The organism is Desulfopila inferna (genome assembly GCF_016919005.1).
GTDB classification, from domain to species: Bacteria; Desulfobacterota; Desulfobulbia; order Desulfobulbales; family Desulfocapsaceae; genus Desulfopila_A; species Desulfopila_A inferna.
On the sequence record NZ_JAFFQE010000007.1, the window covers coordinates 148701 to 173163 of the forward strand.

General features: G+C 49.8%; 16 protein-coding genes and 3 pseudogenes. 10 read left to right on the forward strand and 9 right to left on the reverse strand.

The features are described from left to right. The first annotated feature begins 329 nt into the window (after positions 1-329). Entirely contained in the window at positions 330-1316 is a 987-nt protein-coding gene (locus JWG88_RS16680) for an alpha/beta fold hydrolase (RefSeq protein ID WP_205234937.1), read from the forward strand. A gap of 369 nt (positions 1317-1685) precedes the next feature. Here JWG88_RS16680 and JWG88_RS16685 read toward each other — a convergent pair whose 3' ends face one another. Then, positions 1686-3719 carry an NADPH-dependent 2,4-dienoyl-CoA reductase gene (locus JWG88_RS16685; protein ID WP_205234938.1) on the reverse strand — a complete coding sequence of 678 codons (2034 nt, stop codon included), beginning with the start codon at positions 3717-3719 and terminating at the stop codon, positions 1686-1688. Between the two features lie 95 nt (positions 3720-3814). After that, positions 3815-6202, reverse strand: a complete 2388-nt coding sequence (locus JWG88_RS16690; RefSeq protein ID WP_205234939.1) for a PAS domain-containing sensor histidine kinase — start codon at positions 6200-6202, stop codon at positions 3815-3817. A 249-nt stretch (positions 6203-6451) separates the two neighbouring features. On the opposite strand from JWG88_RS16690, the gene JWG88_RS16695 reads away from it, so the two are divergent. From JWG88_RS16695 to JWG88_RS16705, 3 genes are all read left to right on the forward strand, one after another. Continuing rightward, positions 6452-7354, forward strand: a complete 903-nt coding sequence (locus JWG88_RS16695; protein ID WP_205234940.1) for a TIGR01777 family oxidoreductase — start codon at positions 6452-6454, stop codon at positions 7352-7354. A 395-nt stretch (positions 7355-7749) separates the two neighbouring features. Then, positions 7750-9774, forward strand: a complete 2025-nt coding sequence (locus JWG88_RS16700; RefSeq protein WP_205234941.1) for a molybdopterin-dependent oxidoreductase — start codon at positions 7750-7752, stop codon at positions 9772-9774. A 47-nt stretch (positions 9775-9821) separates the two neighbouring features. Next, on the forward strand, positions 9822-10514 hold the full coding sequence (locus tag JWG88_RS16705; protein ID WP_205234942.1) for an aspartate/glutamate racemase family protein: 693 nt from the start codon (positions 9822-9824) through the stop codon (positions 10512-10514). 13 nt (positions 10515-10527) lie between these two features. Here the strand turns inward: JWG88_RS16705 and JWG88_RS16710 are convergent, their stop codons facing one another. The 4 genes from JWG88_RS16710 to JWG88_RS16725 all read right to left on the reverse strand — a co-directional run bounded on the left by JWG88_RS16710 (position 10528) and on the right by JWG88_RS16725 (position 14304). After that, on the reverse strand, positions 10528-10872 hold the full coding sequence (locus JWG88_RS16710) for a DsrE family protein (protein WP_205234943.1): 345 nt from the start codon (positions 10870-10872) through the stop codon (positions 10528-10530). Between the two features lie 207 nt (positions 10873-11079). Continuing rightward, positions 11080-11766, reverse strand: a complete 687-nt coding sequence (locus tag JWG88_RS16715; protein ID WP_205234944.1) for a DUF2293 domain-containing protein — start codon at positions 11764-11766, stop codon at positions 11080-11082. Positions 11767-12142: 376 nt separating this feature from the next. Further along, positions 12143-12823: a response regulator gene (locus JWG88_RS16720; protein ID WP_205234945.1), complete on the reverse strand. Its 681-nt coding sequence runs from the start codon at positions 12821-12823 to the stop codon at positions 12143-12145. A 95-nt stretch (positions 12824-12918) separates the two neighbouring features. Then, the gene (locus tag JWG88_RS16725; RefSeq protein WP_205234946.1) at positions 12919-14304 is read right to left on the reverse strand and encodes an ATP-binding protein; all 1386 of its coding nucleotides are present in this window, start codon (positions 14302-14304) and stop codon (positions 12919-12921) included. A 402-nt stretch (positions 14305-14706) separates the two neighbouring features. On the opposite strand from JWG88_RS16725, the gene JWG88_RS16730 reads away from it, so the two are divergent. Genes JWG88_RS16730 through JWG88_RS16745 form a run of 4 tightly spaced genes read left to right on the forward strand, consistent with a single transcriptional unit; the run spans position 14707 to position 19416 of the window. Then, positions 14707-16167: an efflux transporter outer membrane subunit gene (locus tag JWG88_RS16730; RefSeq protein ID WP_205234947.1), complete on the forward strand. Its 1461-nt coding sequence runs from the start codon at positions 14707-14709 to the stop codon at positions 16165-16167. 24 nt (positions 16168-16191) lie between these two features. Further along, positions 16192-17490 (forward strand): efflux RND transporter periplasmic adaptor subunit, encoded by a 1299-nt coding sequence (locus JWG88_RS16735; RefSeq protein ID WP_205234948.1) that lies wholly within the window; start codon positions 16192-16194, stop codon positions 17488-17490. 4 nt (positions 17491-17494) lie between these two features. Then, positions 17495-18205 (forward strand): ABC transporter ATP-binding protein, encoded by a 711-nt coding sequence (locus JWG88_RS16740; protein ID WP_240194535.1) that lies wholly within the window; start codon positions 17495-17497, stop codon positions 18203-18205. Then, a complete protein-coding gene (locus JWG88_RS16745; RefSeq protein ID WP_205234949.1) occupies positions 18205-19416 on the forward strand; it encodes an ABC transporter permease in 1212 nt (403 codons plus the stop codon). Before JWG88_RS16740 ends, JWG88_RS16745 begins: the two co-directional genes overlap by 1 nt. A 138-nt stretch (positions 19417-19554) precedes the next feature. On the opposite strand, the gene JWG88_RS16750 is transcribed toward JWG88_RS16745, so the two are convergent. The 3 genes and pseudogenes from JWG88_RS16750 to JWG88_RS22330 all read right to left on the reverse strand — a co-directional run. Next, the gene (locus tag JWG88_RS16750) at positions 19555-20127 is read right to left on the reverse strand and encodes a flavin reductase family protein (RefSeq protein WP_205234950.1); all 573 of its coding nucleotides are present in this window, start codon (positions 20125-20127) and stop codon (positions 19555-19557) included. Between the two features lie 121 nt (positions 20128-20248). Next, a complete protein-coding gene (locus JWG88_RS16755; protein ID WP_205234951.1) occupies positions 20249-22663 on the reverse strand; it encodes a PAS domain S-box protein in 2415 nt (804 codons plus the stop codon). A gap of 230 nt (positions 22664-22893) precedes the next feature. After that, positions 22894-22990, reverse strand: a pseudogene (locus tag JWG88_RS22330) (hypothetical protein); the annotation flags it as partial. A gap of 652 nt (positions 22991-23642) precedes the next feature. Between JWG88_RS22330 and JWG88_RS22310 the strand changes: the two are divergent. Both JWG88_RS22310 and JWG88_RS16760 read left to right on the forward strand, forming a co-directional pair. Next, a pseudogene (locus JWG88_RS22310) lies at positions 23643-23789 on the forward strand (transposase); the annotation flags it as partial. 12 nt (positions 23790-23801) lie between these two features. Continuing rightward, positions 23802-24443, forward strand: a pseudogene (locus JWG88_RS16760) (IS3 family transposase); the annotation flags it as partial. Positions 24444-24463: the final 20 nt, after the last annotated feature.

Below are 24463 nucleotides of genomic sequence, written 5' to 3' on the forward strand. Positions count from 1 at the left end.
TTTAGCATGAAATGCCAGTAAAATCATGTTTGACTGATTCCGGATCGGGTCCGGAATATCAAAGACCAGTGCGATGTTAACCAATGATGATGTTAAATCCACCAGCCATCGGAGAGTTTTGTGGCTACTAAAAAGTATATCACAAACGGATGGTGTGTGACATCAGGAAAATGAGCGAGAGGCAGGCAGCAAGATTAGAGGGAAAACGAAGATCTGCCTTGGGTTATCCGGGATTTTTGGCGATCCGCAAAACATTTGCAAAAAGACAACATAAAGGGCTATTGAAAGAGAGAAGAAAAAAACTGGATTGAGCATTGAAGGAGATTGATTTGCGGGAAGAAGATCTTGTCCACCGGTATACTGAGGAAATACGGAATTATATTGTTGCTGAATTTGTCCAGAAAATGACGGCAGGTCATGATGGAGCTGAGCTGCGTTGTCTTCTGCCTAGAAAAAAGGAGTCGGAGACGGCCCTTGTCATACTGGGAGGAAGAACAGAATTTATCGAAAAGTATTCAGAGCTTATCTTCGATCTGCGCCCGCTCGATACTTCCATCTACAGCTATGACCACCGCGGCCAGGGCTTATCGCAGCGTGCCTTGCAGGATGGGCATAAGGGGCATGTCGAAGACTTTGGGGAATATGTTGAAGATCTGAAAATTTTCCTCAAGGATATCGTCGGAAACCGCTACCGGTATGTTTTTGTTCTTGCTCATTCCATGGGCGGTGCGGTTGCCGCTGCCTTCCAGCTGAAATATCCGGGTTATCTTGACGGAGCAATACTCTCTGCACCGATGTTCGGCATAAACTGTTTCCCTCTGTCACCGACCCTGGCCGCATGGATCGCCGGAAGTGCTATTGTCTTTGGATATGGCGAAAGGTATATACCCGGCGGCTCACCTTACAGGGAGGGGGCTCCATTTCATGAGAATCTCTTTACCTCAAGCAAAGTGCGCTTTAAAATCAACCAGGAGCTTATCCGCAGAGATCCGCTCGTTGCTCTTGGCGCTCCCACCAACAGGTGGCTGAAGGAGGCCCTGGTTGCTGCCGAAACAGCGCTTGCTAGGGCAGGGGAACTGGATATTCCCATACTCCTGCTGCAGAGCGGCAGTGACAAGGTTGTCTCATCTCGCGCTCAGAAGCTGTTCTGCGAAAGAGCGCCCAACTGTCAACTGCGCGTTATTACGGGGGCCCGTCATGAGCTGTTGATGGAAAGAGATCTTCTGCGCGATCAGGCCATTCGGTTGATCATTGATTTTATACAGGAAAATAAGACTAGCCCCGGAAAGCCGGTAAACCGGCCGGGACTCTGTTAAGAGGGGGGTAAGTGCTTTGGTTGTAGACTCAATCTGCTGGTTTTAACACATTTTCCATTTTCTTGTTTTTTACACCCCTCAATGAGGTACTGAACTGAGTGACAGCTATTGGGGATTATATGGCACTAATTTAGCGGAGCTGGACTCTTTACAGCACCGCCTTGAAGGGTGTAATCGCTTGGATGTAGGGGTTGATAAACGGGTTTTACTATGGTGTCCATTGTGTCCATTTTTTTATGACAACTTTTGGAGATTATAGTACCAACCCAGCTGAGCTGGATAAGTGCCTTGGAGATGGGGGTTGATTCACGAATTTTAATGCATTTTTTGGTTACGTGTTGGTTGTGGTGTTTTTTCAGTTGTAAGGCACTAAATAGCAGAAGCAAGTTCGGCTGCCTGCCTGATGGCTCTCTTGGCATCCAGCTCACCGGCTTCCAGAGCTCCGCCGATCAGGTGTACAGGCAGGCCGACTGCTTTGAGTTCTTCCCATAAATCACGGCGGGACAGCTGGCCGGTGCAGAGAACAATGGTATCAACCTCAAGAACTTGAGGTTGCCCCTCCTTATAGATATGAAGGCCGCTGTCATCTATTTTTTCGTAGGTGACGCCGCCGATCATCTCTACCTTTCGCTTTTTCAATGCAATTCTGTGGATCCATCCCGTGGTCGGCTGCAGGGTTTTGCCGAACTTCCCCGCTTTACGCTGCAGCAGATAAATTTTTCGCGCCGGTTTCGGCTTGTGGGGCTTGACACCTTCAACGCCTCCGGGATGCGAGACAGTGGTATCGATTCCCCACTCCTTCAGCCAAAGATTGAGATCAAGGCTGTGTGAAGGGGGGGCTTCGCAGAGGAATTCACAGACATCATAGCCGATGCCTCCGGCTCCCAGAACGGCTACCCGTTCCCCAGCCACAATCTTTCCGGAGAGGATATCAGGATATACGGCAACTTTGGGATGATTGATGCCGTCGATTTCGGGGATTCGGGGAACCACTCCGGTTGCCAGGACGATCGCATCATAGCCTCCATTCCGGAGGTCGGCCGAACTTTGATAGCTTCCGGTTCGAACATCGATGCCGAGCACTTCAAGACGCCTTTTAAAATAGCGCAGCGTTTCCCTGAACTCCTCCTTGCCCGGTATGTCTTTGGCAAAGGAGAACTGCCCACCCAGTTCCGTCCGGGCATCGAATAAAGTGACCGTATGGCCGCGCTGAGCGCTGTAGCAGGCAAAGGCAAGGCCGGCGGGACCTCCGCCGACAACGGCTATTTTTTTCGGTGATGCGGTGGGAGGGAAGTTCAACTCCGTTTCATAGCAGGCTTGAGGATTGACCAGACAGGAGGCTCTTTTATTACGAAAAACATGGTCGAGGCAGGCCTGATTGCAGCCGATGCAGGTATTTATTTCATCCTGTCTGCCGCCCTGAGCCTTGGCGGCAAAATATGGATCGGCGAGCAAGGGTCTGGCCATGGAGACCATATCGGCCCGTCCCTGTTCAAGGATTTCCTCTGCCACCTCCGGGGTGTTGATTCTATTGGTGGTGATCAGAGGAAGTGAGATTTCCTCCTTCATCCGTGCGGTCACCCAACTGAAGGCGGCACGTGGTACGCTGGTGGCGATGGTCGGGATCCGCGACTCATGCCAGCCAATGCCGGTATTGATCATGGTGACACCGTTTTCCTCAAGTTTTTTGGCGAGGAGGACAACTTCATCCCAGGTGCTGCCCTGTTCCACCAGATCGAGCATGGAGAGACGAAAGATAATGATAAAATCTTCTCCGACTTTTTCCCTGACAGCGGAGACTATTTCCAGGGGGAAGCGAATGCGGTTTGCGTATTCACCGCCCCATTCGTCGCTTCTTCTGTTGACCCTTCTGCAGATGAACTGGTTGATCAAATAGCCCTCGGATCCCATGATCTCGACACCATCATAGCCGGCCCGGCGAGCGAGCAGTGCTGTGGTGGCGAAGTCGCCAATGGTCTTATGGATCTGGCGCCGTGACATTTCCGTTGGCTTGAAAGGGTTGATAACAGCCTTGATGGACGAGGGTGCGACGCTGAAGGGATGATATGCATACCGTCCTGTATGCAGAATCTGCAGACAGATCCTGCCGCCCTCCATGTGCACACTGTCCGTGACAATCCGGTGTTTTCCTACCTGCCAGGGGAAACTGAGCTGGCAGCCGAAAGGGGCAATTCTGCCTCTGAAATTGGGGGCTATTCCGCCGGTAACGATGAGGCCGACACCGCCTCTGACCCGTTCCCGATAGAATGCAGCCAATTTCCTGAATCCGCCTCTCTCATCTTCAAGTCCGGTATGCATCGAGCCCATGAGAATACGGTTTTTAATGGTGATGAAGCCGAGTTCGAGACTTTTGAATAAGTATGGATATGGGGTGGTTGTCATAACAGGAGAACCCTGGTGTAGTAGAGAATTAAATCGATGTGACAAATGACTAGCAGATCATACCAGATGGCGGTGGCGGCAGGCAAACTGTTTTTCTACTTCATCTGCGCGGCTTTTTGTTGCGCCATCTTCCCATGTCGCGGAAACTTCAGGATGAAGTTTGCCCCTTCTTCCGGAGCGGACTCAACAGATAATTTGCCCTTATGATTCTCTGATACAATGTAATCAGCGATGGAGAGGCCCAGCCCCGTTCCTTTCTTTTTGCTTTTGGTGGAATAGAAAGGTTCAAAAATCTTTTCCTTGACCTTGTGATCCATACCCGGACCATTGTCTTTTATTTCCAGCTTGATAGAGTCATTATCGAACCGAATAGTGCAGGTGATTTCGGGATTTATTGTTTTTGCGTCAGCCATTGCCTCAGCACTGTTTTTCAAAATATTGAAAAGGACCTGAAGAATTTTCGACTTGCTGCAGTAAAGCAGCGGGACGTCGTCGGCGAAGTCATAGTTGATTCGAATTTTTTTAAAACTATAATCCCGGTCGAGGCTGTAATCCTTTTTGGCGAGTTCCACGGCTTCACGGACAATGTCCTCAAATGATTCAAAGGCGAATTCTCCAATGGTCTTCTTGCTGAAAGAGAGCATATCTTCGACTATGATATTCGCCCTTTTCCCGGATGCTGCCATGTTACCCAGCATGTGCGGTATACCGCGGATCTCCAGGTACCGATGAAGAGCTTCAAAGGAAATGCCGGCCTCTTCGGCGCTCTCCTGATTTTGCGGGGAATGATGCAGCAGCCTGTTCGAAATCAGGGTGGCAGCCTGCATCATGGAAGTCAGAGGATTTTTGATCTCATGGGCTATCCCGGCGGAGAGGCCGCCCAAAGTGAGCATCTTCTCGGTCTGGATAATAATTTCCTGGGTCATCTTATACTCGGTCATGTCGGTTATGGAGCCCTCAAGATAGAGATTCCTGCCCTTCTCATCCACCACGTTTCTACAATAGAGCAGTGCGGTAATTATTGAACCGTCCTTGCACAGCAGGTCTTCTTCCAGTTGGGCGCTGCCATTTTCAAGCACCTGATTGATAAGGTGGTTGTGGAGTTCGGGCTTGACAAAGAGATCGTTTTTAAGATTGTCATAGCTGCTCAGCACATCTTCGGGTGAATCGCATTTGAGAATTTTTGCCAGTGCATGGTTTACTTTGAGAAAATTTCCATGCAGGGAAGCCTGGAATAAACCTTCGATGGCGTTTTCAAAAATGCCCCGGAAGTTACGTTCACTTTGCTGTAGTTTTTTCTCCGCTTTTTTGCGCATCAGTATATTGATGATCAAGGCGAGAATGATAAAAAACAAGAGCGTAATGAAGATTGCCGAAAAGAGAAGAACCTGCCTATGCCTCTCTACAAATGACTCTGGCTTGTTGATGATGATGGCTTCATCCGGCAGTTTGTCGACGGGAATTGCAAACTTCTGTAAATAAGTGTAGTCGAACATGAAAGTATTCGGGCTTTGGGACAGCTGTGCGGGTGGTGGGCTATGTCCCTGAAGAAAGTACATGAGCAATTTAGCGGCGGCCTCACCCTGGTGATACCCGCTGGTCAGCATGCCTCCGATTATTCCCAGGCCCAGATTGAAGCTCCATGATCCATATATAGGTACAGGGGAGGCCTGTGCAATCATCGAGATACTTTCATCATAATCAAAAATGTTGCCGTTGCTGTCTCTGAAAAAGAAGGTATAAAAAATAAGAGATTGCGGCGGCAGGTTGGCGACTGTCTGCAAAAGCCTGGTCATGGAAATGTTGTCAGCATATGAAAAGGTTATCTGCGGTTGATATCTTCGCGCGGCTTCCACTATGCTCGGGGCCATCTTTTTTCCGGTTGTGGTCTGGTCGTTGATGATAAAGATGCGTTGAGTATCCGGATGGATTGACAACATCAGGTCGAAGGTTGCACCGATATCGGCTTCTTCGTTTATGCCGTAGAAATCGACAAGACCAGAAAGGTCTTCCTCCTGCAGATAATTGGTCCCGCAGAAAACGACAGTGGCGGCAGGAAAAAGATCTTTGACATACTCCCTCAGGAAGAGAAAGGCCGAATCATCGCTTGCCAGGACATAATCGATTTCGATATCCTGGTATTTTTCGGCGAGGCTGTGGAAGAGCAAAGCAAATCTCTCTTCTGAATAATGCCGTTTCATATCCATATATTCCAGATAGATAGCCATCGACGGGGGAGTAGGCTGCAAAACGTCCATAATCCCTCGTAAAATTTCATCAGACCATTTGTAGCCGATATGGTACGAGTTCAGGATAAGGATATTTTGTTTGTTCTCTTCGGCACTCGCCTGCGGCAATAAGGTAGTGGTGGGTATCGCAAGAAAAAGGAGCAAGAGCAAAAGAACGGTAAGATTTTTCTCCAGAGTGGATGGTGGGCGTGGTTTGCTCTTCGCTGGTCCGGTGCTGTCAATACTCTGCATCATAGAGGATAAAAAAAGGTATCACATTCAACGCCTGGGCAATAGGAAAACTGACATCAACTTTTGACGCAGCACAGTCGGAAATCCCTACTTCAGCAACAAGTTATACAGGAGAAGGAATACCGTCCTCATAGGAAGAGTATATGCTCAAGCCCTGAATAAGTGAATAAATATTTTGATAATTCCTTCTAAATGTTTACTTTTTTGGTGGAAAGCTGAAATCAGTCCAGTCAATCTATAATGGAGGCGGGAATGAGAATATTTATCACTGGAGGCACCGGATTTGTCGGAACACATCTGACCGGAAAGCTGCTCGAACGCGGCGATGATGTAACCGTAGTCAGCTTCACCGGAAAAAAACATCTCGAAGACCATCCTGCTCTGCATATAGTTAAGGGGGACACCACCAAAGAGGGGGAGTGGCAGAAAGGGCTCGGTGAATACGATGTCATCATCAACCTTACCGGACGATCGATTTTCAAATTCTGGTCCGAATCATATAAAGAGCAGATATATTCGAGCAGAATTCTCACTACCCGCAATGTCGTGCAGGCTCTCCCGGAGAACTCCGATAGTATTTTGCTGAGTGCCTCTGCAGTTGGATATTATGGTGACCGCGGTGATGACGAGGTCGATGAAAACGCCGGTCCCGGTTCCGACTTCCTCGCCAAAGTGGGAAAGGATTGGGAAAATGAAGCCTTTGAAGCCCGGAAGAAGGGGGTTCGAGTGGCTACTACCCGGTTCGGTGTGGTTCTGGGAAAAGGCGGAGGTGCCCTTGAGACGATGGAGACCCCATTCAAGGCGGGACTGGGAGGAACAATCGGCAGCGGCTGGCAATGGTTCTCCTGGATTCATATTGATGACCTTGCCGCAGCGCTGTTGTTTCTGATGGATGGCAGTGGACTGGATGGGCCCTTTAACGTAACCTCGCCCGGGAGCGTTCGCCAGAAGGACTTTGCAAAAGAACTGGGCAGGGCTCTCCACAGACCTACCTTCATACCTGTCCCTTCCTTTGTCCTGAAAACACTTGGCGGAGAGTTTGGCCAAATGCTGCTGCAGGGGCAGAAGGTTGCACCGCGAAAGCTTCTGGAGCATGGGTTTGTTTTTCAATATACGCAACTGGAGGGAGCTTTTCAGGACATCTTCGGCAACTAACATTTAGATACCTGATAACCCTGGAACTCAGCATTTTCGGTCCAGGCCGAAACTGCTCTTTCATCGGGACGTCACAAACCCGTCCATGAGGGCTTCTCTGCAGCCGTCTGGCTGCAGATCCTTGAAAAGAGAGTTCCTGCCTTGAGCTGAGGAATAGGGGGAATCAGGTTTGATACTTTCGCAAAAAGTCATTGAAAGTGCCTGGATGGACTCTACGATAAGCACCCGTACGGGCATAAAACTCCGACTTCGAAAAGCTTACCAGGCGTAGCTGAAACGCCCTGTAAAACCTTTTCTTCCGTTGAGTGAAAATAAGGTTTTTATGACGCCGTCAATTCTGGTAATTTACCATTTTCAACGAGCCGCGCAGTGAATGAATAAACCTGGAGCATTACATGTCTGAACAGCACAAAATATATGCCAAAACAGCCTGTCCGCTGGACTGCCCGGACAGCTGCGGTCTTGTTGCCACGGTTGAAAATGGCAAGGTGACCGGCCTTTCCGGAGATTATGAACACCCTTATACCCGGGGGATCATTTGCCGGAAAATGAAAAGCTATCACCAGCGGCTCTACTCAAAAGACCGCATACTTTTTCCCATGAAGAGAACGGGGAAAAAGGGGGACAGTCGCTTTACTCGAATCAGCTGGGATGATGCCTATTCCATGATTGTTGAGAGGACTGCAGCCATAAAGGAAGAATTTGGCGGGGAAACTATCCTGCCCTTTGTCTATGCCGGCAATATGGGAGCCATGAACCGCTTTGCCGGATATCCGCTCTTTCACAAACTGGGAACATCGAGGCTGGAGGAAACCATCTGCTCGACAGCTGCCAAGGCGGGCTGGAAAAGTCAATGCGGCGATATCCCGGGCTCTCCTCCAGAGAAAGCTGAAGATGCTGAATTGGTAATAATCTGGGGGAGCAATACCAAGGTCACCAATCTGCACTTTTGGCCCTATGTCGCCGCCGCCCGCAAAAAAGGGGCAAAGCTGGTGGTAATAGATCCGTATCGTAATGATACGGCGGCATCAGCGGATCTCCACCTGAAGGTCGAACCGGGAGGAGATACCGCCCTGGCCCTGGCACTTTTGAAAATCCTGGTGGGGAAAGAAGCTGTCGATTACTCCTTTATCGAGAACTCGACGAGCGGCTTCGAGGAACTAAAAAGATATTTAGACTCCATATCGACGGTTGATTGTGTGCGTCAGAGCGGAATAGAGCAAGCTCGGATCAGTGCACTGGCAGAGAGCCTGCAGAGCACGGCAAAAATCTTTATCCGCATCGGTATCGGCATGACCCGGCACAGCAGGGCCGGTCTGGGCATTCGCGGTATTACTTCGCTTGCCGCCGCTCTAGGTCTTTTCGACGGCGGGGAAGGGCGGGGCGTACTGCTCTCCTCTGCCGCCTATGTCGGCAACCAGGAAATTCTGACCTGGCCCTCTCTGGCAGAAAAAAAGACCCGGCGGTTCAACATGGTGCAGCTGGGCAACTGCCTCACCAGTGCAAATCCTCCCGTTAAGATGCTTATGGTCTATAATGCCAATCCATTATCAGTCACCCCGGACAGCGGCCTGGTGAGGCAGGCCCTGGCGAACGAGGAGCTCTTCACCGTCGTCCATGAGCAGGTAATGACTCCGACCGCAAAATACGCGGACCTTCTCCTGCCTGCCACCACCTTTCTGGAAAACCGTGATCTCTATACCGGATACGGCCATTTTTATCTCTCCGTTGTCGATCCTGTCATAGAACCGCTGGGCGAAGCGAAATCCAACTTTGTCTTCTATCAGGAACTTGCGGAAAAATTCGGCTATGATGACCCGCCCTTCAGACAGACTCTCGATCAACGAATGACCGCCTATCTCGAAACGCTTGCGGGGCTGCCGGACTGTATTAATATCAAAGATATGAAAAACGGCGAGGCTATCCGTTCGACCAGGTGGTCAGGGGGAGAGCCTCTTTTCAGTCCGGAGAAGGGGAGATACACCTTTATCCAGGACCAGGACCCCAGCCTGCCGCGTACCGCCTGCCTTCTTGAGGGAGACGAATTCGACAACGCCGATTATCCTGCGAGGTTTCCGTTCAAGCTGATCACGCCGCCGCATATGGATCTGCTCAATTCCACATTTGGTGAGCGGTATGAAGGGCATCCCGGGGAGGTAATCATTCATCCGCAGGACGCCGAAGAATGCGGAGTGCAGGATAAGGAGCTGATCACTCTCTACAATAATAGAGGCTGGAACAGAAGAAAGGCGAAAATCAGCGACACCACCCGCAAAGGACTGCTGGTCGCCGAGGGCATATTCTGGCAATACGACAATCACCCATCAGGAGTGAATGATCTCACTTCCCAGAAGTTAACGGATATGGGAGGTGGTGGAACTTTCCATGAGTCACGGGTGGCTGTGTTGAAAAAAACCTGAATGATGGATTCGCCATCTTCAGTAACAAACCAAAAAAGAGAAATAGCATGAAAAATATCGGCCTGCTTGGCGGGATGAGCTGGGAATCGACCCTGGAATATTACAGAGCCTTGAACAAAGGAGTGCAGGAGGCTCTGGGCGGTCTCCATTCGGCACGGATAGTGATGCATAGTGTTGATTTCGACCCGATCGAGGCCATGATGCAGAGGGGTGAATGGGATGCAATTGCACGAGTTTTAGGTAATGCTGCCGAAGGACTGGAGAAGGCGGGGGCGGATTTCTTTCTTATCTGCACCAACACCATGCACAAGCTTGCCGCCGACATCGAAAGCAGGGTCGATATACCGCTTTTGCATATTGCCGATGCCACTGCTGAAGTCCTGCAGACACATGGTATCACCAGGGTCGGGCTATTAGGCACGGCCTTTACCATGGAACAGGATTTCTACAGAGAAAGATTGCTGGAATACGATGTAGATGTCGTGATTCCGGAGGTCGAAGACCGGAAGATCGTCAATAATGTCATTTTTACGGAACTCTGCCGCGGCAAAGTCAACGCTGATTCCCGAAGAGAATATATACGCATCATGAAGGCGCTGACGGAGAGGAGAGCCGAGGCTATTCTTTTCGGCTGCACGGAAATAGGGATACTGGTGGATCAGAAGGATGTCGACATCCAACTTTTCGATACAACCCCTATTCATGCGGCCAGCGCGGTGCGCATGGCTTTAGCGGAGTGAACTACGGAGCGAACTATATTGTTATGAGTTTCTCATCATTTTGCAGTATTTCGGTGAGCGGCTCGCCCCAATAAATGACCTCCACCCCAAGCTTTTCCAGCTTCTCTGTGACTCCCAGCTGGTCAGCGCAGGCCTTGCACGCGGAAATATGTACGCCTTCCTGCTGTGCCTCTGCCACTTTTTCGAAGAGCTTCACATCTTCACTGACAAGCAGGGCGGGAGCGCCCCAGATAATGATGGTGACCTTTTTCCACCATCCTTGGCGCATGGCATTGATGCTATACATAAACACCATTTTTTCAGCGGTTATCTTGCTGTCGCTGGTCCAGAGAATATAGAGATTATCTTTTTTCCTCATGCCCGTACTCCTTGAGTTGACCTTTATCGATAAAGAAGGAGCAGCCGGTTATATAGTCACCTGAAAAGTCGAGAGCAGCTCCCAGTGGCTGGATAAATTAAATAGAGATACAAAGCCGGAAATCGGATCTTTACGGCGCCATCAAACGTCAGTTTCAACTATCAGATTTTTCATTCAAAAAGTCAAGGTACACTATCCTCAGCGAGGTCAATTTTTCATGAATGCGGCCAGAGCACTCCGTAGAGGACAGTCGGCTGAAATTTCCCTGCCCGAGCGGTAGGATTCCAGAACTTCAACGGATCGTGCCGCCAGCAGCCGGCGGATCTCGCGTCTCTTCCCCTGTATTCGGACGATGCGCATCGAATCATATGCGGTGGTGTGATGACGCATCCAGGCAATTACTGCTGCCGCGGCACGCTCAGCAATAGTTATCCGCTGTGTTCTGGCCACCGTGCCGCTGCCGACAGGTGTTGCATGAGCGCAAACATATACTGCAATAAGCTCGGCTTCCTTCCGATATTTGTGGTCAAAAGCGAGAAAGGAGAGTACGGCATTGTGGAATTCGTCGACATACTTTTTATGATTGACTTCCTTCCTGGCCTGTTCCTGTTCTCTTTTTCTGGCATATGCAGGTGTTGAACGGGTCTCTTCAACTTCTTTTACACTGGAGAGAATATCAGTTGTCTTTGCCCAGATACCTTTTGAAATAATACGCTTTCCCCTCTTCACCTGAACAACCCAGGTTTCTCCTTTAGCCTTCACTTTTCTGGTAACGGCGGCATCGCCAGCGCCAAGGAAAGACCAGTCGGCCGGTGGAGTAAGGACTTCTCCGTCCTCCGATAATACGGTCCCTTTTCTGTAGCCGGGTTTGACGATACGATGTGTAAATGTCATGATTTAAATTAAAAAATTTATAATAGATTCTTTCGGAATGGGAAGTACCCGCCCAAGCGTATAATCAACGCCCGCTGTAGTACCAGTTTATCTAAAAAATTTCAATAATGGCGTCTAAAAAAGCTTGATCTTCCGCGTTCCAGGTTTTTTGCAGGCAGAAGGGCCTGCGAAAATCACATGTCGAACCTTTTATCTGACCATCTGACATTGAGGGCAGCAAGAATTTTTCACTTGCTTGTATGGCGCCGGTAATCAAAACCAGCCAACTGAGCTGGATCAGAGCATTGGCTAAAGAGGGTATTCTTGTTTTTTTGTAACTCTCAATGAACTAAGCGGCGGTTTTTCAGGAATGAGATACTCATGTTACCCGCAGGAATCAGGTGTTCAAGGTGTAGCCGATTCCGTAGATGGTGGTGATAATGTCTTGATCGGGTAGAACTTCGGCAATTTTTCTGCGCAGGTTTTTGACATGGCTGTCGATAGTTCTGTCATAGCCGTCGAACTGGTAGCCCTGTACCTTGTCCAGTAGTTCACTGCGCGAGAAAACCCGTCCAGGTGAGGAGATCAATACATTTAGAAGTCCAAATTCACTGGGGGTGAGGTTAAGGGTTTTCCCCGCGGCGGTGACCTGATGTGTCTGCTCATCAAGTACAAGGTATCCAGCGACCAATCGCTGCGGCGCCTCGATGCTGCGCGCTCTGCGCAGCACGGCTCTGACTCGGGCCACAACCTCCCGTGGACTGAACGGCTTGCAGATATAATCGTCGGCGCCTATTTCCAGTCCGATCAGGCGATCAACCTCCTCGATCTTGGCGGTGATCATAATAACAGGTACATCGGAAAATTTTCTCACTTCACGGCAGATGGTGATGCCATCCATGCCCGGCAGCATCAAATCGAGCAGAATCAGGGCGGGCCGGTCCGCTCGTATTGCCGCAACTGCCGTATCCCCCCGGTGCAGACAGGTTGTTCTGAATCCCTCCTTTTCAAGATAATCCCTGAGGAGATCGGCAATTTTCAATTCATCTTCGACAATCAGTATATGTTCATTAGCCATTATTATTTTTTCTGCTATTGATCATTTTTGACGGCGTTGAGATAAGCATCCGTGCGGACATAAACTCCGACTTCAAGAAAGTTCGATCTCCATTGTCAATCTCCTTTTTCCGCGACAGGGAGTATAATAACAATTTTCAGACCACCCAGCGCGCTTTTTTCGGAGTGGATAGTGCCGTTATGATATTCGATGATATGTCGGCAGATCGATAATCCCAGACCGCTGCCTCCGCTGTCGCGGTTTCTGGAATTATCGACCCGATACAACCGATCAAAGAGTCGAGGCAGGACCTCATCGGGAACTCCTGGTCCTGAATCTTCAAAGGAGATATACAGCATGGTATTGTCGAGATGGCAGCGGACTTTCAAGATTGCCGGAGATTCAACGTATCTGCAACCATTCTCAAAAATATTCATGAACACCTGGCCAAGACGGATGGCATCTCCCTTGATTTTTATCTCTTCAATATCATCCAGGTCGAGTGCCGTTTCAATACCGCACTGATCAAACCTGTTTTGGAAGCTTTCCAGACTGGTTCGCAAAACGGCGGCTGCCGAAATCTGCTGAAAGTTGAGGGTGAGGCTGTCGGATTCGGTTAACGAGAGCAGATGCAGATCCTCAACCAGTTTGCTGAGCCGGAGAATTTCCATATGCAGTGAAGCAAGATTTTTTGGGGACGGTTCCCGGATACCGTCCTGAATGGCTTCCAGCTCACCGCGTAGTATAGCCAAAGGAGTTCTAAGTTCATGGGAAATATCGCTAAGCCATTGCTGCCGCAGCTTTTCATATGTCTCCAGGGTCTGGGCCATTGCATTGAAATTTTCGGCTAATTGTCCGAGCTCGTCCTTCCTTGATGGTTTAATGCGCACGGTAAAATTACGATTGGCAAGTTCCCGCGTGCCCTGGGCAAGGCGCTGGATCGGCTGGAGCAGGTGGTGTGAAAAGAGGAAGGCGATCAGCGCCGTGAGCGCGATTACCACAATTCCCAACAGCGTTAGGTGCTTGGCCTGACGTTCGAGGAATGCGGCCGGCGGACCGTACCTGGAGCGTTTTTTCAGACCCAGCCAACCCACGGTACTGCCATCCACACGTACGGGGACCAGCCGAGGTTGGTCTTCCGCCTCTACCGTTCCGACAAGCGGCCGCAGTTCCGAATCAACGAGCAATATGCGTGAAAGTGTTCGTTCTTGTCTTGCACCCTCCCGTGAAGGCGGTCGGTTCTTGCGGATATCGGAGCGCTCGTCGAGCAGTTCCGCCCAGTAGGGTGTATTGTTTCTTACTTCCACCCAGCTTTTATTCTTCTGATACTCTTCCTGTAGAACGGGTACCAGTTTCTCAATTCTTTCAATTTCAACCTGATGAATATAGCTCTGGAAATTCTGGGAAAAAATATACCTTGAGAGGTAAAGGGCAGCGACGACCGTGACCAGGATGAGGAAAAAGGAGGCAAATAGTTTGTGGGAAATTCTAAGCTTGATCATGGTTTCGTTGTTTAATTTATGATTTCCCCTGAATCTCAGCATCTTCTGGCCTTGAGCTGAGGATGGGATAATCAGGTTTTCATTTAATCGGTTGGCAACCAGGCTTAGCTAATTTTTTCGGAGAGGAAAAAAGGTCTCTCGTAAATGCTGGTTGGCCTTTTTACCTTCATTTGTAACTGCATATCTATCTAAGATAGTACTTTTAGGCAAAAAGCAATATTCTTCTTGAGTCTCCCGACAAAGCACATCTTTCCTCCATAATTTCTCCACAATTGTGCATTAAACTATCTCACAAAGCAATCCATCGGGAAATTGGGTCCTGGTCTCCATCTGATTTTCAATTCTAGGTCCTGAATCAGCAGGGGCATCTGATGCCCCATAAGGCATGAAAACTAAAAAAAGATGATGAAATATACCAACAACAAAAAATCGGCAGCCAGCCTGCTCAGGCAGGGGGGCGCGGGTATTACCCTGATAATGGTTGTGTTTCTGTCCGGCTGCAGCAGGGTGGGTCCGGACTATGTACGTCCCTCCCTGGAACTTCCGGGGCAGTGGAACAACAGCATCAGGAAAAATACGCAGGATGAACAGCGGCTGGCGGGATGGTGGCAGGTCTTCGACGATCCTCTGCTCAGCTCGTTGATCGAAGAGGCCGCTGCCGATAATCTTGACGTGAGGGAAGCTCTCTCAAGAGTGAGAACCGCGCGCCTGCAAAAGGCCGGTAGAGAATCGTCCCTGTATCCTTCAGTGGATGGCAACGCTTCTGCCGGGTGGAGTGAACGGCGGGGTGGCGAAGGTGCATCATCGGATTCGGAAAGCTACAACGCTGGATTTGATGCAGGTTGGGAAGTCGATATTTTCGGAGGTGTCCGACGCTCCGTTCAAGCCTCCCAACGGGAATTGGAGGCGCAAGTCGAAGATCTTCACGATGTCGTGGTAAGCCTGCTGGCAGAAGTGGCGATCAATTACATCGATCTGCGCACCTATCAGCGACGCCTGGTGCTGGCGGAGTCCAGTGTGGCGCTGCAGCAGGAAACCTGGGAACTGCTCGATGCATTGTTTACTGTCGGCAACGGGGACGCCCTCGCTCTGGCGCAGGCTCGCTACAATCTGGAAAATTCAAAGGCGAGGTTGCCCGGCCTGGAAATTGGCTTAGAAGCCTCAATGAATAGGCTGGCGGTGTTGACGGGCAAGCCCGCCGGGGATCTCCATTACCTCTTAAACGTCCCCGGTGCACTTCCGGAACCCTCTTTGCAGATAGCTGTCGGAGTACCCGCCGAGATCCTCAGACAGCGGCCGGATATCCGCCGCTCCGAACGGGAACTGGCGGCCCAGACTGCACGAATAGGTGTTGCCGAAGCAGACCTCTACCCACGTTTTTTCTTGAGGGGCTCCATCGGCCTTGAGTCCATTTCGCTTGAAAAATTAGTGACCTCACCGGCCAGGCTATGGTCTCTCGGACCTTCCATCAGCTGGCCGATCTTTGATGCGGGGGCTATACGCAGCAATATCAAAATTCAGGGAGAGCTGCAGCAACAGGCCTATCTTCGCTATGAACATACGGTCCTCACGGCCCTGGAGGAGGTTGAAAATGCTCTGATCTCCTACGTAAAGGAACAGCAAAGGCTTGAGAACCTAAGAAATGGTGCCGCCGCAGCGGAGCAGGCTGCTGATCTGGCAGAAAATCAGTATCTAAGCGGCATGACTGGTTTTAACAATGTGCTTGATGCCCAACGGTCCCTGCTCTCCTTCGAGGACCAGATGGCCGAGAGCAGAGGAGCTGTGCTGGCAGATCTGGTCAGGATTTATAAAAGTATGGGCGGAGGCTGGCAAAAGCTGCGCCCGGCCGTTTCAATGAATTGATAATCTTGTAATAGGTTGAATGTAATGACAGAAAAGAGACACATGTCTGTTAAGGAGACAATGGAGAAGGTCAAGGCATCGGGGAGTCGACGGCGTCTCAAGTATTGGATTATTGCCGCCTGCCTGTTGCTGATAGCAGCGGGGGCAGCAGTGGCCGTTACCCTGCGCTCCACCGGCAATGATACCAATTATGAAACTCACACTATGGCAAAGGGTAATCTGCAGATCACCGTGACCGCCACGGGAAATCTGGAAGCCACCAATCAGGTGGAGGTGGGCAGCGAGCTTTCCGGAATTATCACCATGGTGACCGCCGACTATAATACCGAGGTAAAGCCGGACCAGCCTCTGGCCTATTTGGATGACACTAAGTTTAAGGCTGCGGTTTTAAAATCGAGGGCAGAGGTGACCTCGGCCAAGGCCAAATATCGGGAGGCCCGTGCTTCCCGGCAGGCCTCCGAGAAGACACTGAAGCGCCTTCAGAAAACCCGAGAAATCACCAAGGGGAAACTGCCTTCCCTGGAGGACCTCGAGCAGGCCGAAGCCAACGTGGAGCGCGCCGCAGCCTCTCAGGAAGCAGCCGCAGCTGCGATAGAAATTGCCGAAGCCTCTCTGACACTGAATGAAACGGATCTGGAAAAGGCTGTTATCTATTCTCCCATCAACGGCATAGTGCTGAGCCGCAATGTCGAAGAAGGCCAGACCGTGGCGGCCTCTCTGCAGGCACCGGTGCTTTTTACCCTGGCGGAAGACCTGAAGAATATGGAACTGCAGGTGGATGTCGATGAAGCCGATGTCGGCCGGGTCAAGGAAGGACAGCAGGCCACTTTTTCGGTGGATGCCTATCCCGAAAAAATCTTTCAGGCTCAAATTACCCAGGTACGTTACGGCTCCGAGACAACGGATGGCGTGGTCACCTACAAGACCGTACTCAAGGTGGCGAATCCGGATCTTCTGCTGCGGCCGGGGATGACGGCTACAGCCGACATTGTGGTGAGAAATATAGAAGATACCCTGCTGCTTCCCAACAGCGCACTGCTTTACCGTCCGACACAGGGGAAGAAGGTGAAAAAGGAAAAGCAAGAGCTCTTAAGCTCATTGATGCCGGGACCGCGGCGACGGTCGGGGAGGTCCGGCCCGACCTCAGCCGGTGTTGATCTTTCGCCGGGAAAGGCCACGGTCTGGACCCTGGATGAGCAGCGGCAACCGTTGGCTGTTCAGGTGGAGAAAATTACCACCGATGGTGTGCTGACGGCTGTGAAATCTGTCAAACTCGATGAGGGATCTAAAGTCATAACAAATGAAATTATGACTGGAAAATGAGATAATGAAACAAAAGAATGCTGTAAAACTGATCGAATTCCGTAATGTTGTAAAAATCTACGGGCAAGGGCAGACGGCTATGACAGCTCTTGACTCTATTGAATTGACTGTGCAGCAAGGTGAGTTTGTGGCGATGATGGGTCCGAGTGGTTCGGGAAAATCAACCTGTCTCAATATCCTCGGCTGCATCGATACCCCGACCATGGGAAGCTATGTCTTTGAGGATGTGGCGGTAGAGGAGTTGTCACGGGATCAGCGGGCCATGCTGCGCCGCTCCTTTATCGGCTTTATTTTTCAGGGATTCAACTTGCTCAACCGCACCTCGGCACTGGAGAACGTCGAACTGCCCCTGATCTATCGGCGCGTTCCCCTCAAACAGCGGCATGCCATGGCCATGGAAGCGTTGGCCGCAGTGGGGCTGGAGAAATGGTCGCATCATACTCCAGGTGAGTTGTCCGGCGGCCAGCAGCAGCGTGTTGCTATCGCCCGAGCCATTGTCGGTCATCCCCGCATCTTGCTGGCCGATGAGCCTACCGGCAATCTGGACTCGCAGCGCAGTATGGAAATTATGAGAATGCTCCAAAAATTCAATCGGGAGGGAATAACCATCGTAATGGTGACTCATGAACCGGAGATGGCAGCCTATGCGGACAGACAAATCCATTTTCAGGATGGCCGTATTGTTGCCGATACCGTCAACGAGGTGATTGTCTGATGCTTTGGGAAACATTCTTTCTGGCCCTGCGGGCTATTCGGCGCAACGCCCTGCGCTCCTCTCTGACCATTCTCGGCATCGTCATTGGCGTAGCTGCGGTGATCAGTATGGTGACGGTAGGCAGCGGCGCCACCCAAAAGGTCACAAACGATATATCACAGCTTGGCAGCAATATGCTCAATATCCGTCCAGGACAGGGAATGCGGGGGCCCGGCGGGGCACGTTCAAGCTCCGATCCTTTTACCGTCGAAGATGCCGTAGCCATAGAAAATAATGTGGCCGGGCTGAATGCCGTGGCTCCCACCTCACAGGTAAGCCGGCAGGCGATTGCCGGTGGCGCCAACTGGTCAACATCCATCACCGGCACTACCAACGGCTACTTCCCGGTCAGAAACTGGGGTATCGAAGAAGGGCGAATGTTCAGCGATGGTGAAATTAACGCAGGTGCGGCTGTGGGAATACTGGGAGCCACGGTACGAGAGGAATTATTCGGCAATCAATCGCCTGTGGGGCAGTCCCTGCGGCTCGGCAAGATTTCCTTCAAAGTGATAGGAACCTTAGAAAAAAAGGGGCAGTCGAGTTTTGGCAGGGATCAGGACGATGTGGTTATCATACCTCTGCGCACCCTGCAGCGCCGGCTGGCCGGTAACACCGATGTGGATTCGATCATGGTTTCCGTTCGTGACCAGATCTCCACGAAGCGGGTGCAGGAGAGCATCGAGCAGCTCCTCCGCCAGCGCCGCAGCTTGAAGAACGGACAGCCCAACGATTTCATGGTCCGTGACATGAAGGAGATAATAGACACTCTCACCGGAACAACCACTGTCCTCACCGCGCTTTTGAGCGCAGTTGCCGGGGTCAGTCTGTTGGTTGGTGGCATCGGCATTATGAATATCATGATGGTCTCGGTAACAGAGCGCACCAGGGAAATAGGAACCCGGCTCGCCATAGGCGCTCTGGAGCGGGATGTGCTGCTCCAGTTCCTGGTGGAGTCGGCGGTGCTGACCTCCTTTGGCGGATTGATCGGCATCGCACTTGGGTTGGGCGGCGCAGCGGGCATCTGCCTGATGATCGGCGTTCCCTTCGTCTTCAATCCGGGAATTATAGCTGCGGCATTCCTGATTTCCGCGGTAATAGGTGTGGTTTTCGGCTATTTCCCGGCCAAAAAGGCCGCCTCGCTCAATCCTATCGAGGCCCTGCGTTATGAATAAGAGTGGTAAAAAGCTCGATACTGTGACTAACATATCGAGCTTTCTGGAAGTCGGAATTCAGGCCCATACAGTGCTTACCGCAGAGTCCATCTAAGTCACTTAGATGAGTTTTACGATATTGTCAGGCGGAAAAAAGGGTTATTTGCTGAATTTCTTGCCGATATTAAAGCTTTGACCAATAACTTTATCAAGAGACCAGTATTCTCGGATACCATAACCAAACACAAAAGGAGCGACTTTTTCCATCATTGGCTGATTTTTTGAGTTCAAGGCTTCCTGATCAACCTTGATATCCATGATTTCCCCTATGAACTGCGTGTGCAAGCCGATTTCAAGGGTGTGGATGACTTTACATTCGAGAATGAGCGGGAATTCATCGACGTACGGAGCATCAACCACTTCCGAGCGCGTTGGAGTCAGGCCTGTGTCTTTAAATTTGTCGGTATTTTTCCCGGAGGCAATTCCGAAATAGTCGGCTTCCGCCACATATTTTTCTGAAGGAACACTGATTGTATAGGCCTTGCGCTCCATTATTGAGCCATAGGTATAAGTGGCCTTGCGAAGCGAGATGGTTACTGCCGCCGGTTTTGAGCAACAAATACCTCCCCAGGCTATAGTCATAACATTAGGTTTGTCTTCCTTATCGTAACTGCCAACACACCAGATTGGATTGGGATATGCCAATGTGTCGGGACCTATCGATGTTTTCATTGAATTTTTCTCCTCTCATGTAAATTGGAAGTGGACATTGATCCAGCCACCAGGGGAGCTTGGTAGTAAGAGATCATCACCATTAAAAAACCCACTTCGATTTCAGGTGCTTTATAAGCCGTCACCCCCCCAGGCTCGCAGCTAGTGTGAAATAAAATGTAGAACCTTCTCCAGGTTGTGATTCCACCCAGATCCTCCCATAGTGGCGTTTTACAATTTTCTTGCACAGAGTCAGTCCCATACCTATGCCCTCGTACTCACGATCTGTGTGCAATCGCTGAAATGCCAGAAAAATACGCTCCTGATAATTTTGCTGAATGCCTATGCCGTTATCTTTTACAAAAAACTCATACCCGTTTTCGGCAGGGCGGCAGCCGATTTCAACCATGGGCGTATGGTTGGTGTTATATTTGACGGCATTCGCTATAAGGTTCTGAAAAAGACGCTGGATCTGACTTGCATCGACGGTTAGGACCGGCAGGTCCTGATATATTATTTTAGCATTCTTCTCGTTGATGGTCGAATGGAGATTTTCTATGACGATACCGACTACATGGTTAAGTTCAGTCGGCAGGAAATCGCCGCCTTTGGTCGAAACTCGAGAGAGGGACAGCAAATTCTCGATCAGTTTTTTCATGCGGTGGCTGGCAGCTATCGTTCGATCGATATACATCAGACCCTGCTCATCAACCCTGTCATGAAATTTTGCATCAAAAAGCTGGAGAAAGCCAATGATCGAGCGTATTGGTTCCTGAAGGTCATGGGAAATCGCGTAGGCAAATTCTTCCAGTTCTTTGTTCGAGCGCTTCAATTCCTCTGCGGCCCGCTTGTTTTCCGATATATTGCGAAGAATCACATGGATATTCCTGGAATTACCAAAAAGATAACCGTCAGAGGTAATTTCCACGTCTACCGATACCCCATCAAGCCGAACTATTTTTGTCTCATATGGAGGCAATGATTCATGGAGTTTTCGTAATTTGTATATTCTCTCCCGCAGTTTCTCATGATAGTCGGGATGGTAGAGTTCGTAAGGGGACCTGCCGAGCAGGTCATCAGCTTGCTGTGCTCCGAACAATCGTATGCAGGCGTTGTTAACCAAGGTAATCTTGTCCTCCTGGTTCACGAAGATCGCGTCTGGAGAGTTCATGAAAAGGTTGCGGTAGCGGTTCTCACCGTCTACCAGCGCCCTCTCGGCCCGCCAGCGGGATAAGGAATCGCTGATTACACGGGCAAGTGTTTTCAGAACGGCCAGGTCTTCTTCAGTATAGCCTCCGTAACGGTTGGCTACCGATATCATTCCGGTCGTGATTCCATGGACTTGCAATGGCGCGGTCATAAAACACTGCAACTCCGGATGTCCGGGGGACACTCCCTTGCTGTCTGGATGTGATACCGGATCATTGGTCAGAAAGCCGGAGTCTTGGGTGTAAACACTGGCATAAAGACCATGGGTATGCGGCAGCCGAGTTGCCTTTTTGGAATCCTGCGGGTTAACCAAAGAGCATTTTTCCCATGTGGGATTAGAAGCGGCTATATCCCGTAGTAATCCATCCGAGCCGATCTCAGCGAGCAAGGAGAGAGGGCTCTCGGTCACCTTCTCGACAACCGAGAGACAGGTTGTGGCGAATTCCTTGTCATCGGCACTTTTGACGACCGCAGCGAAAATACTATTGATTCCGCTCTTCAGTATATTTTGCCGTTGAGTTGCTTTTTCTGACAGCTTTTGTTCAGTGATGTCTCTCGTGATCCCCAAAACCCCGGCTATCTCCCCGGAAGGATCTCTGACCAGCTTTCCATATCCGTGAACGTAACGTACCTTGCCGTTATCCTGGCGAATGATGCGGTACTCTATGGAATAATGATCAAAACTTTTTCGTGCATTCTCCAACTCATCCATTAGAGCTGTGCGATCATCCGGATGAGTCGATGCCATAATTTCATCGAGTGTTCGCGGAGCCTTCTTGCAGCCGTGGATAGACAGCCACCCTGGAGTGAAAGAAAATTGATCAGTTACAATTCTCCATTCCCATGCACCAGAGAGGGAGAGCAGGTCTGCCTGGCCGAGAAGCAGGCGATTTTGAGCAAGTTCCTGTTCTGCCTGCTTGCTTGCAGTGATATCTACGAGGAGGAAATTCAACAGGCCCGGACCGGCGCAGGAAGCCTGCACCTTGAACCATTTTTCAAAATAAAAACTGTACTTCTCGAATTGGGCAGGTCTCTGATGTGCAACAACATCGCCAAACACTTCCAGCCAGCTTGAATCTACATCCGGCAGAAGTTGCAGAAGGGGTATGCCATGAATGTCTTTTGGGGAAACTTTGAGCAGGCGGCCGAGGGTTTCGTTGATTTCAAGGAGGCGAAAATCCAGAATCTTGCCGTCTGAGCCGGGGATGATTTCGATCACCCCGAATCCCTCACTCATATCGTTCAGCAGGTGGTGCAGGTTGTCGAGCCGCTGGGAAATATCCAGGAACAGCCGGTTTTTCTCGGCTATTTCCTCTAATAGCTCAGAATTGGATCTGTTATTATTCATAGGTATCTACAGGCGTTTGGGCATTCTAACGAAACATAAATTAGACGATAAAACGGTGAATAATAATCCATACACACCGCCTTAATAAATAGTCGGGCCTGAGAAAAGGCTAATTTCAGTTTAAACCTTTTACGCCAGGCAGTTATTTTCCGTAAAAATGATATTAAAAACTGTTGCAAAAAAGATCTGGACTTCTCTCATCCATTTCTTGAAGTTGAAAGCTGCTGCTGCAAGCATCAAATTGATACTATCGCCAACAGTTCCTTTAAGGAAATTGCGAATAAGCCGGTAATCTGATTTTAAATGTCCAACAATTGGCTCAATACCTGCTCTTTTGTGAAACCTTTTCCGAGCCTTTTGGCGTTGGTAGGGAGTAGCCTTTTTTTAGATGGTTTTGGAATGAGGATTTCAGTCTCTCCTACCTTACTTTTCCCACGATACCCTCTATCACAAATAGCGACTTTGGGACACTGGCCACGCAGCTCTGATGATTGGCTGATTACCTCGACAAGTGTCTTGCTGTCATGGATATTGCGATTGACGCTTTGGCGCCAAATTCATACTTCTTGTGAGCTTTGCCTTTTCCAATGCAGTAGACATCTGGCTCATGGATGCTATAAATCCCTTTTTCCAGATTTTATAACAGACTTTCAGGAATAAGATACTAACAAAATTATTATCAAAAAACAAATACATTGATTGTTCAGGCACAAACGAGAAGCCCTATAAGGGGAAAGTCAGTGCAAAAACCTGTTCTGTGGGATGCGTAAGGGGGATGTAAGTGCACAAAATTATCGGTCCCTCTGTGTCAATATAGACGAGACACCTAACCATTGCAAAATTAGTGTAGGACGTTTAGGAGTTTTAACATGCAGCTGAAAGTAAAATCCATCAACACCCCACAGCAACCAGCTGATGTAGGTTGAAAAAAGTGAACACCAAAACGCTATTTTTATAAACAGAAAGCGGAGGTGTCATAATGAAGAGAATTCCACAGGGAAGTTACTCGAAAGAATTTCGTGAAGAAGCTGTAAAACTTGTCATTGACCAAGAGCTGAGCATTCCAGGGGCATCCCGACGTCTCGATATCCCTAAATCCACTATCAGTAATTGGGGGAAAGCAAAAAAGGCAGGGAAGTTGGCTCTCTGTAATCAGATGGACCTGTCAGAAAGCGGATATTATGCCTGGCGCTCAAGGCCGCGATCACGCCATCAACAAGATGATACAAAACTTAAAGTTATCGTCAAGGCGGCCCATAAAAGAACGAGAGAGACATGTGGTCCTGAACGCTTACAGCGTGACATCATTGAAAACGAAGGTGTGCAGGTCAGCGTTCATCGTATTAAACGTCTTCGAAAAGAACTCGGCATTCGATGCCGCCGGAAGAAAAAATTTAAGGCAACAACCAACTCCAATAACTCATTGCCCGTGGCCCCAAATCTTGTTGATCAAAATTTTACAGCGACAGCTCCCAACCAGATCTGGCTTACGGACATCACATATATCCGCACAGGCGAAGGCTGGTTGTATCTTGCAGCCCACAAGGATATCTTTCACGGTGAAGTCGTAGGATATGCTCTTGGCAAGCGAATGACAAAAGCTCTGGTTATGAAATCTCTCTTCAGAGCGGTGGCAAAAAAGCATCCTCCTGCAGGCCTGATCCATCACTCTGATCGGGGAAGCCAGTATTGCCCTCACAGATATATGAAAATGTTGAAACAGTTTGAAATGAAGGCTTCAATGAGTCGCAGGGGTAATTGTTACGACAATGCGCCAATAACCCATCTCTTCCCATAGCA

What these genes read in the sequence shown, in the direction of transcription:
- JWG88_RS16740 (WP_240194535.1), top strand. Translation starts at nt 17,495, where the DNA reads ATGAAACAAAAGAATGCTGTAAAACTGATCGAATTCCGTAATGTTGTA.
- JWG88_RS16735 (WP_205234948.1), top strand. Translation starts at nt 16,192, where the DNA reads ATGACAGAAAAGAGACACATGTCTGTTAAGGAGACAATGGAGAAGGTC.
- JWG88_RS16700 (WP_205234941.1), top strand. Translation starts at nt 7,750, where the DNA reads ATGTCTGAACAGCACAAAATATATGCCAAAACAGCCTGTCCGCTGGAC.
- JWG88_RS16690 (WP_205234939.1), bottom strand. Translation starts at nt 6,202, where the DNA reads ATGATGCAGAGTATTGACAGCACCGGACCAGCGAAGAGCAAACCACGC.
- JWG88_RS16685 (WP_205234938.1), bottom strand. Translation starts at nt 3,719, where the DNA reads ATGACAACCACCCCATATCCATACTTATTCAAAAGTCTCGAACTCGGC.
- JWG88_RS16695 (WP_205234940.1), top strand. Translation starts at nt 6,452, where the DNA reads ATGAGAATATTTATCACTGGAGGCACCGGATTTGTCGGAACACATCTG.
- JWG88_RS16730 (WP_205234947.1), top strand. Translation starts at nt 14,707, where the DNA reads ATGATGAAATATACCAACAACAAAAAATCGGCAGCCAGCCTGCTCAGG.
- JWG88_RS16720 (WP_205234945.1), bottom strand. Translation starts at nt 12,823, where the DNA reads ATGGCTAATGAACATATACTGATTGTCGAAGATGAATTGAAAATTGCC.
- JWG88_RS16745 (WP_205234949.1), top strand. Translation starts at nt 18,205, where the DNA reads ATGCTTTGGGAAACATTCTTTCTGGCCCTGCGGGCTATTCGGCGCAAC.
- JWG88_RS16755 (WP_205234951.1), bottom strand. Translation starts at nt 22,663, where the DNA reads ATGAATAATAACAGATCCAATTCTGAGCTATTAGAGGAAATAGCCGAG.
- JWG88_RS16705 (WP_205234942.1), top strand. Translation starts at nt 9,822, where the DNA reads ATGAAAAATATCGGCCTGCTTGGCGGGATGAGCTGGGAATCGACCCTG.
- JWG88_RS16750 (WP_205234950.1), bottom strand. Translation starts at nt 20,127, where the DNA reads ATGAAAACATCGATAGGTCCCGACACATTGGCATATCCCAATCCAATC.
- JWG88_RS16710 (WP_205234943.1), bottom strand. Translation starts at nt 10,872, where the DNA reads ATGAGGAAAAAAGATAATCTCTATATTCTCTGGACCAGCGACAGCAAG.
- JWG88_RS16715 (WP_205234944.1), bottom strand. Translation starts at nt 11,766, where the DNA reads ATGACATTTACACATCGTATCGTCAAACCCGGCTACAGAAAAGGGACC.
- JWG88_RS16725 (WP_205234946.1), bottom strand. Translation starts at nt 14,304, where the DNA reads ATGATCAAGCTTAGAATTTCCCACAAACTATTTGCCTCCTTTTTCCTC.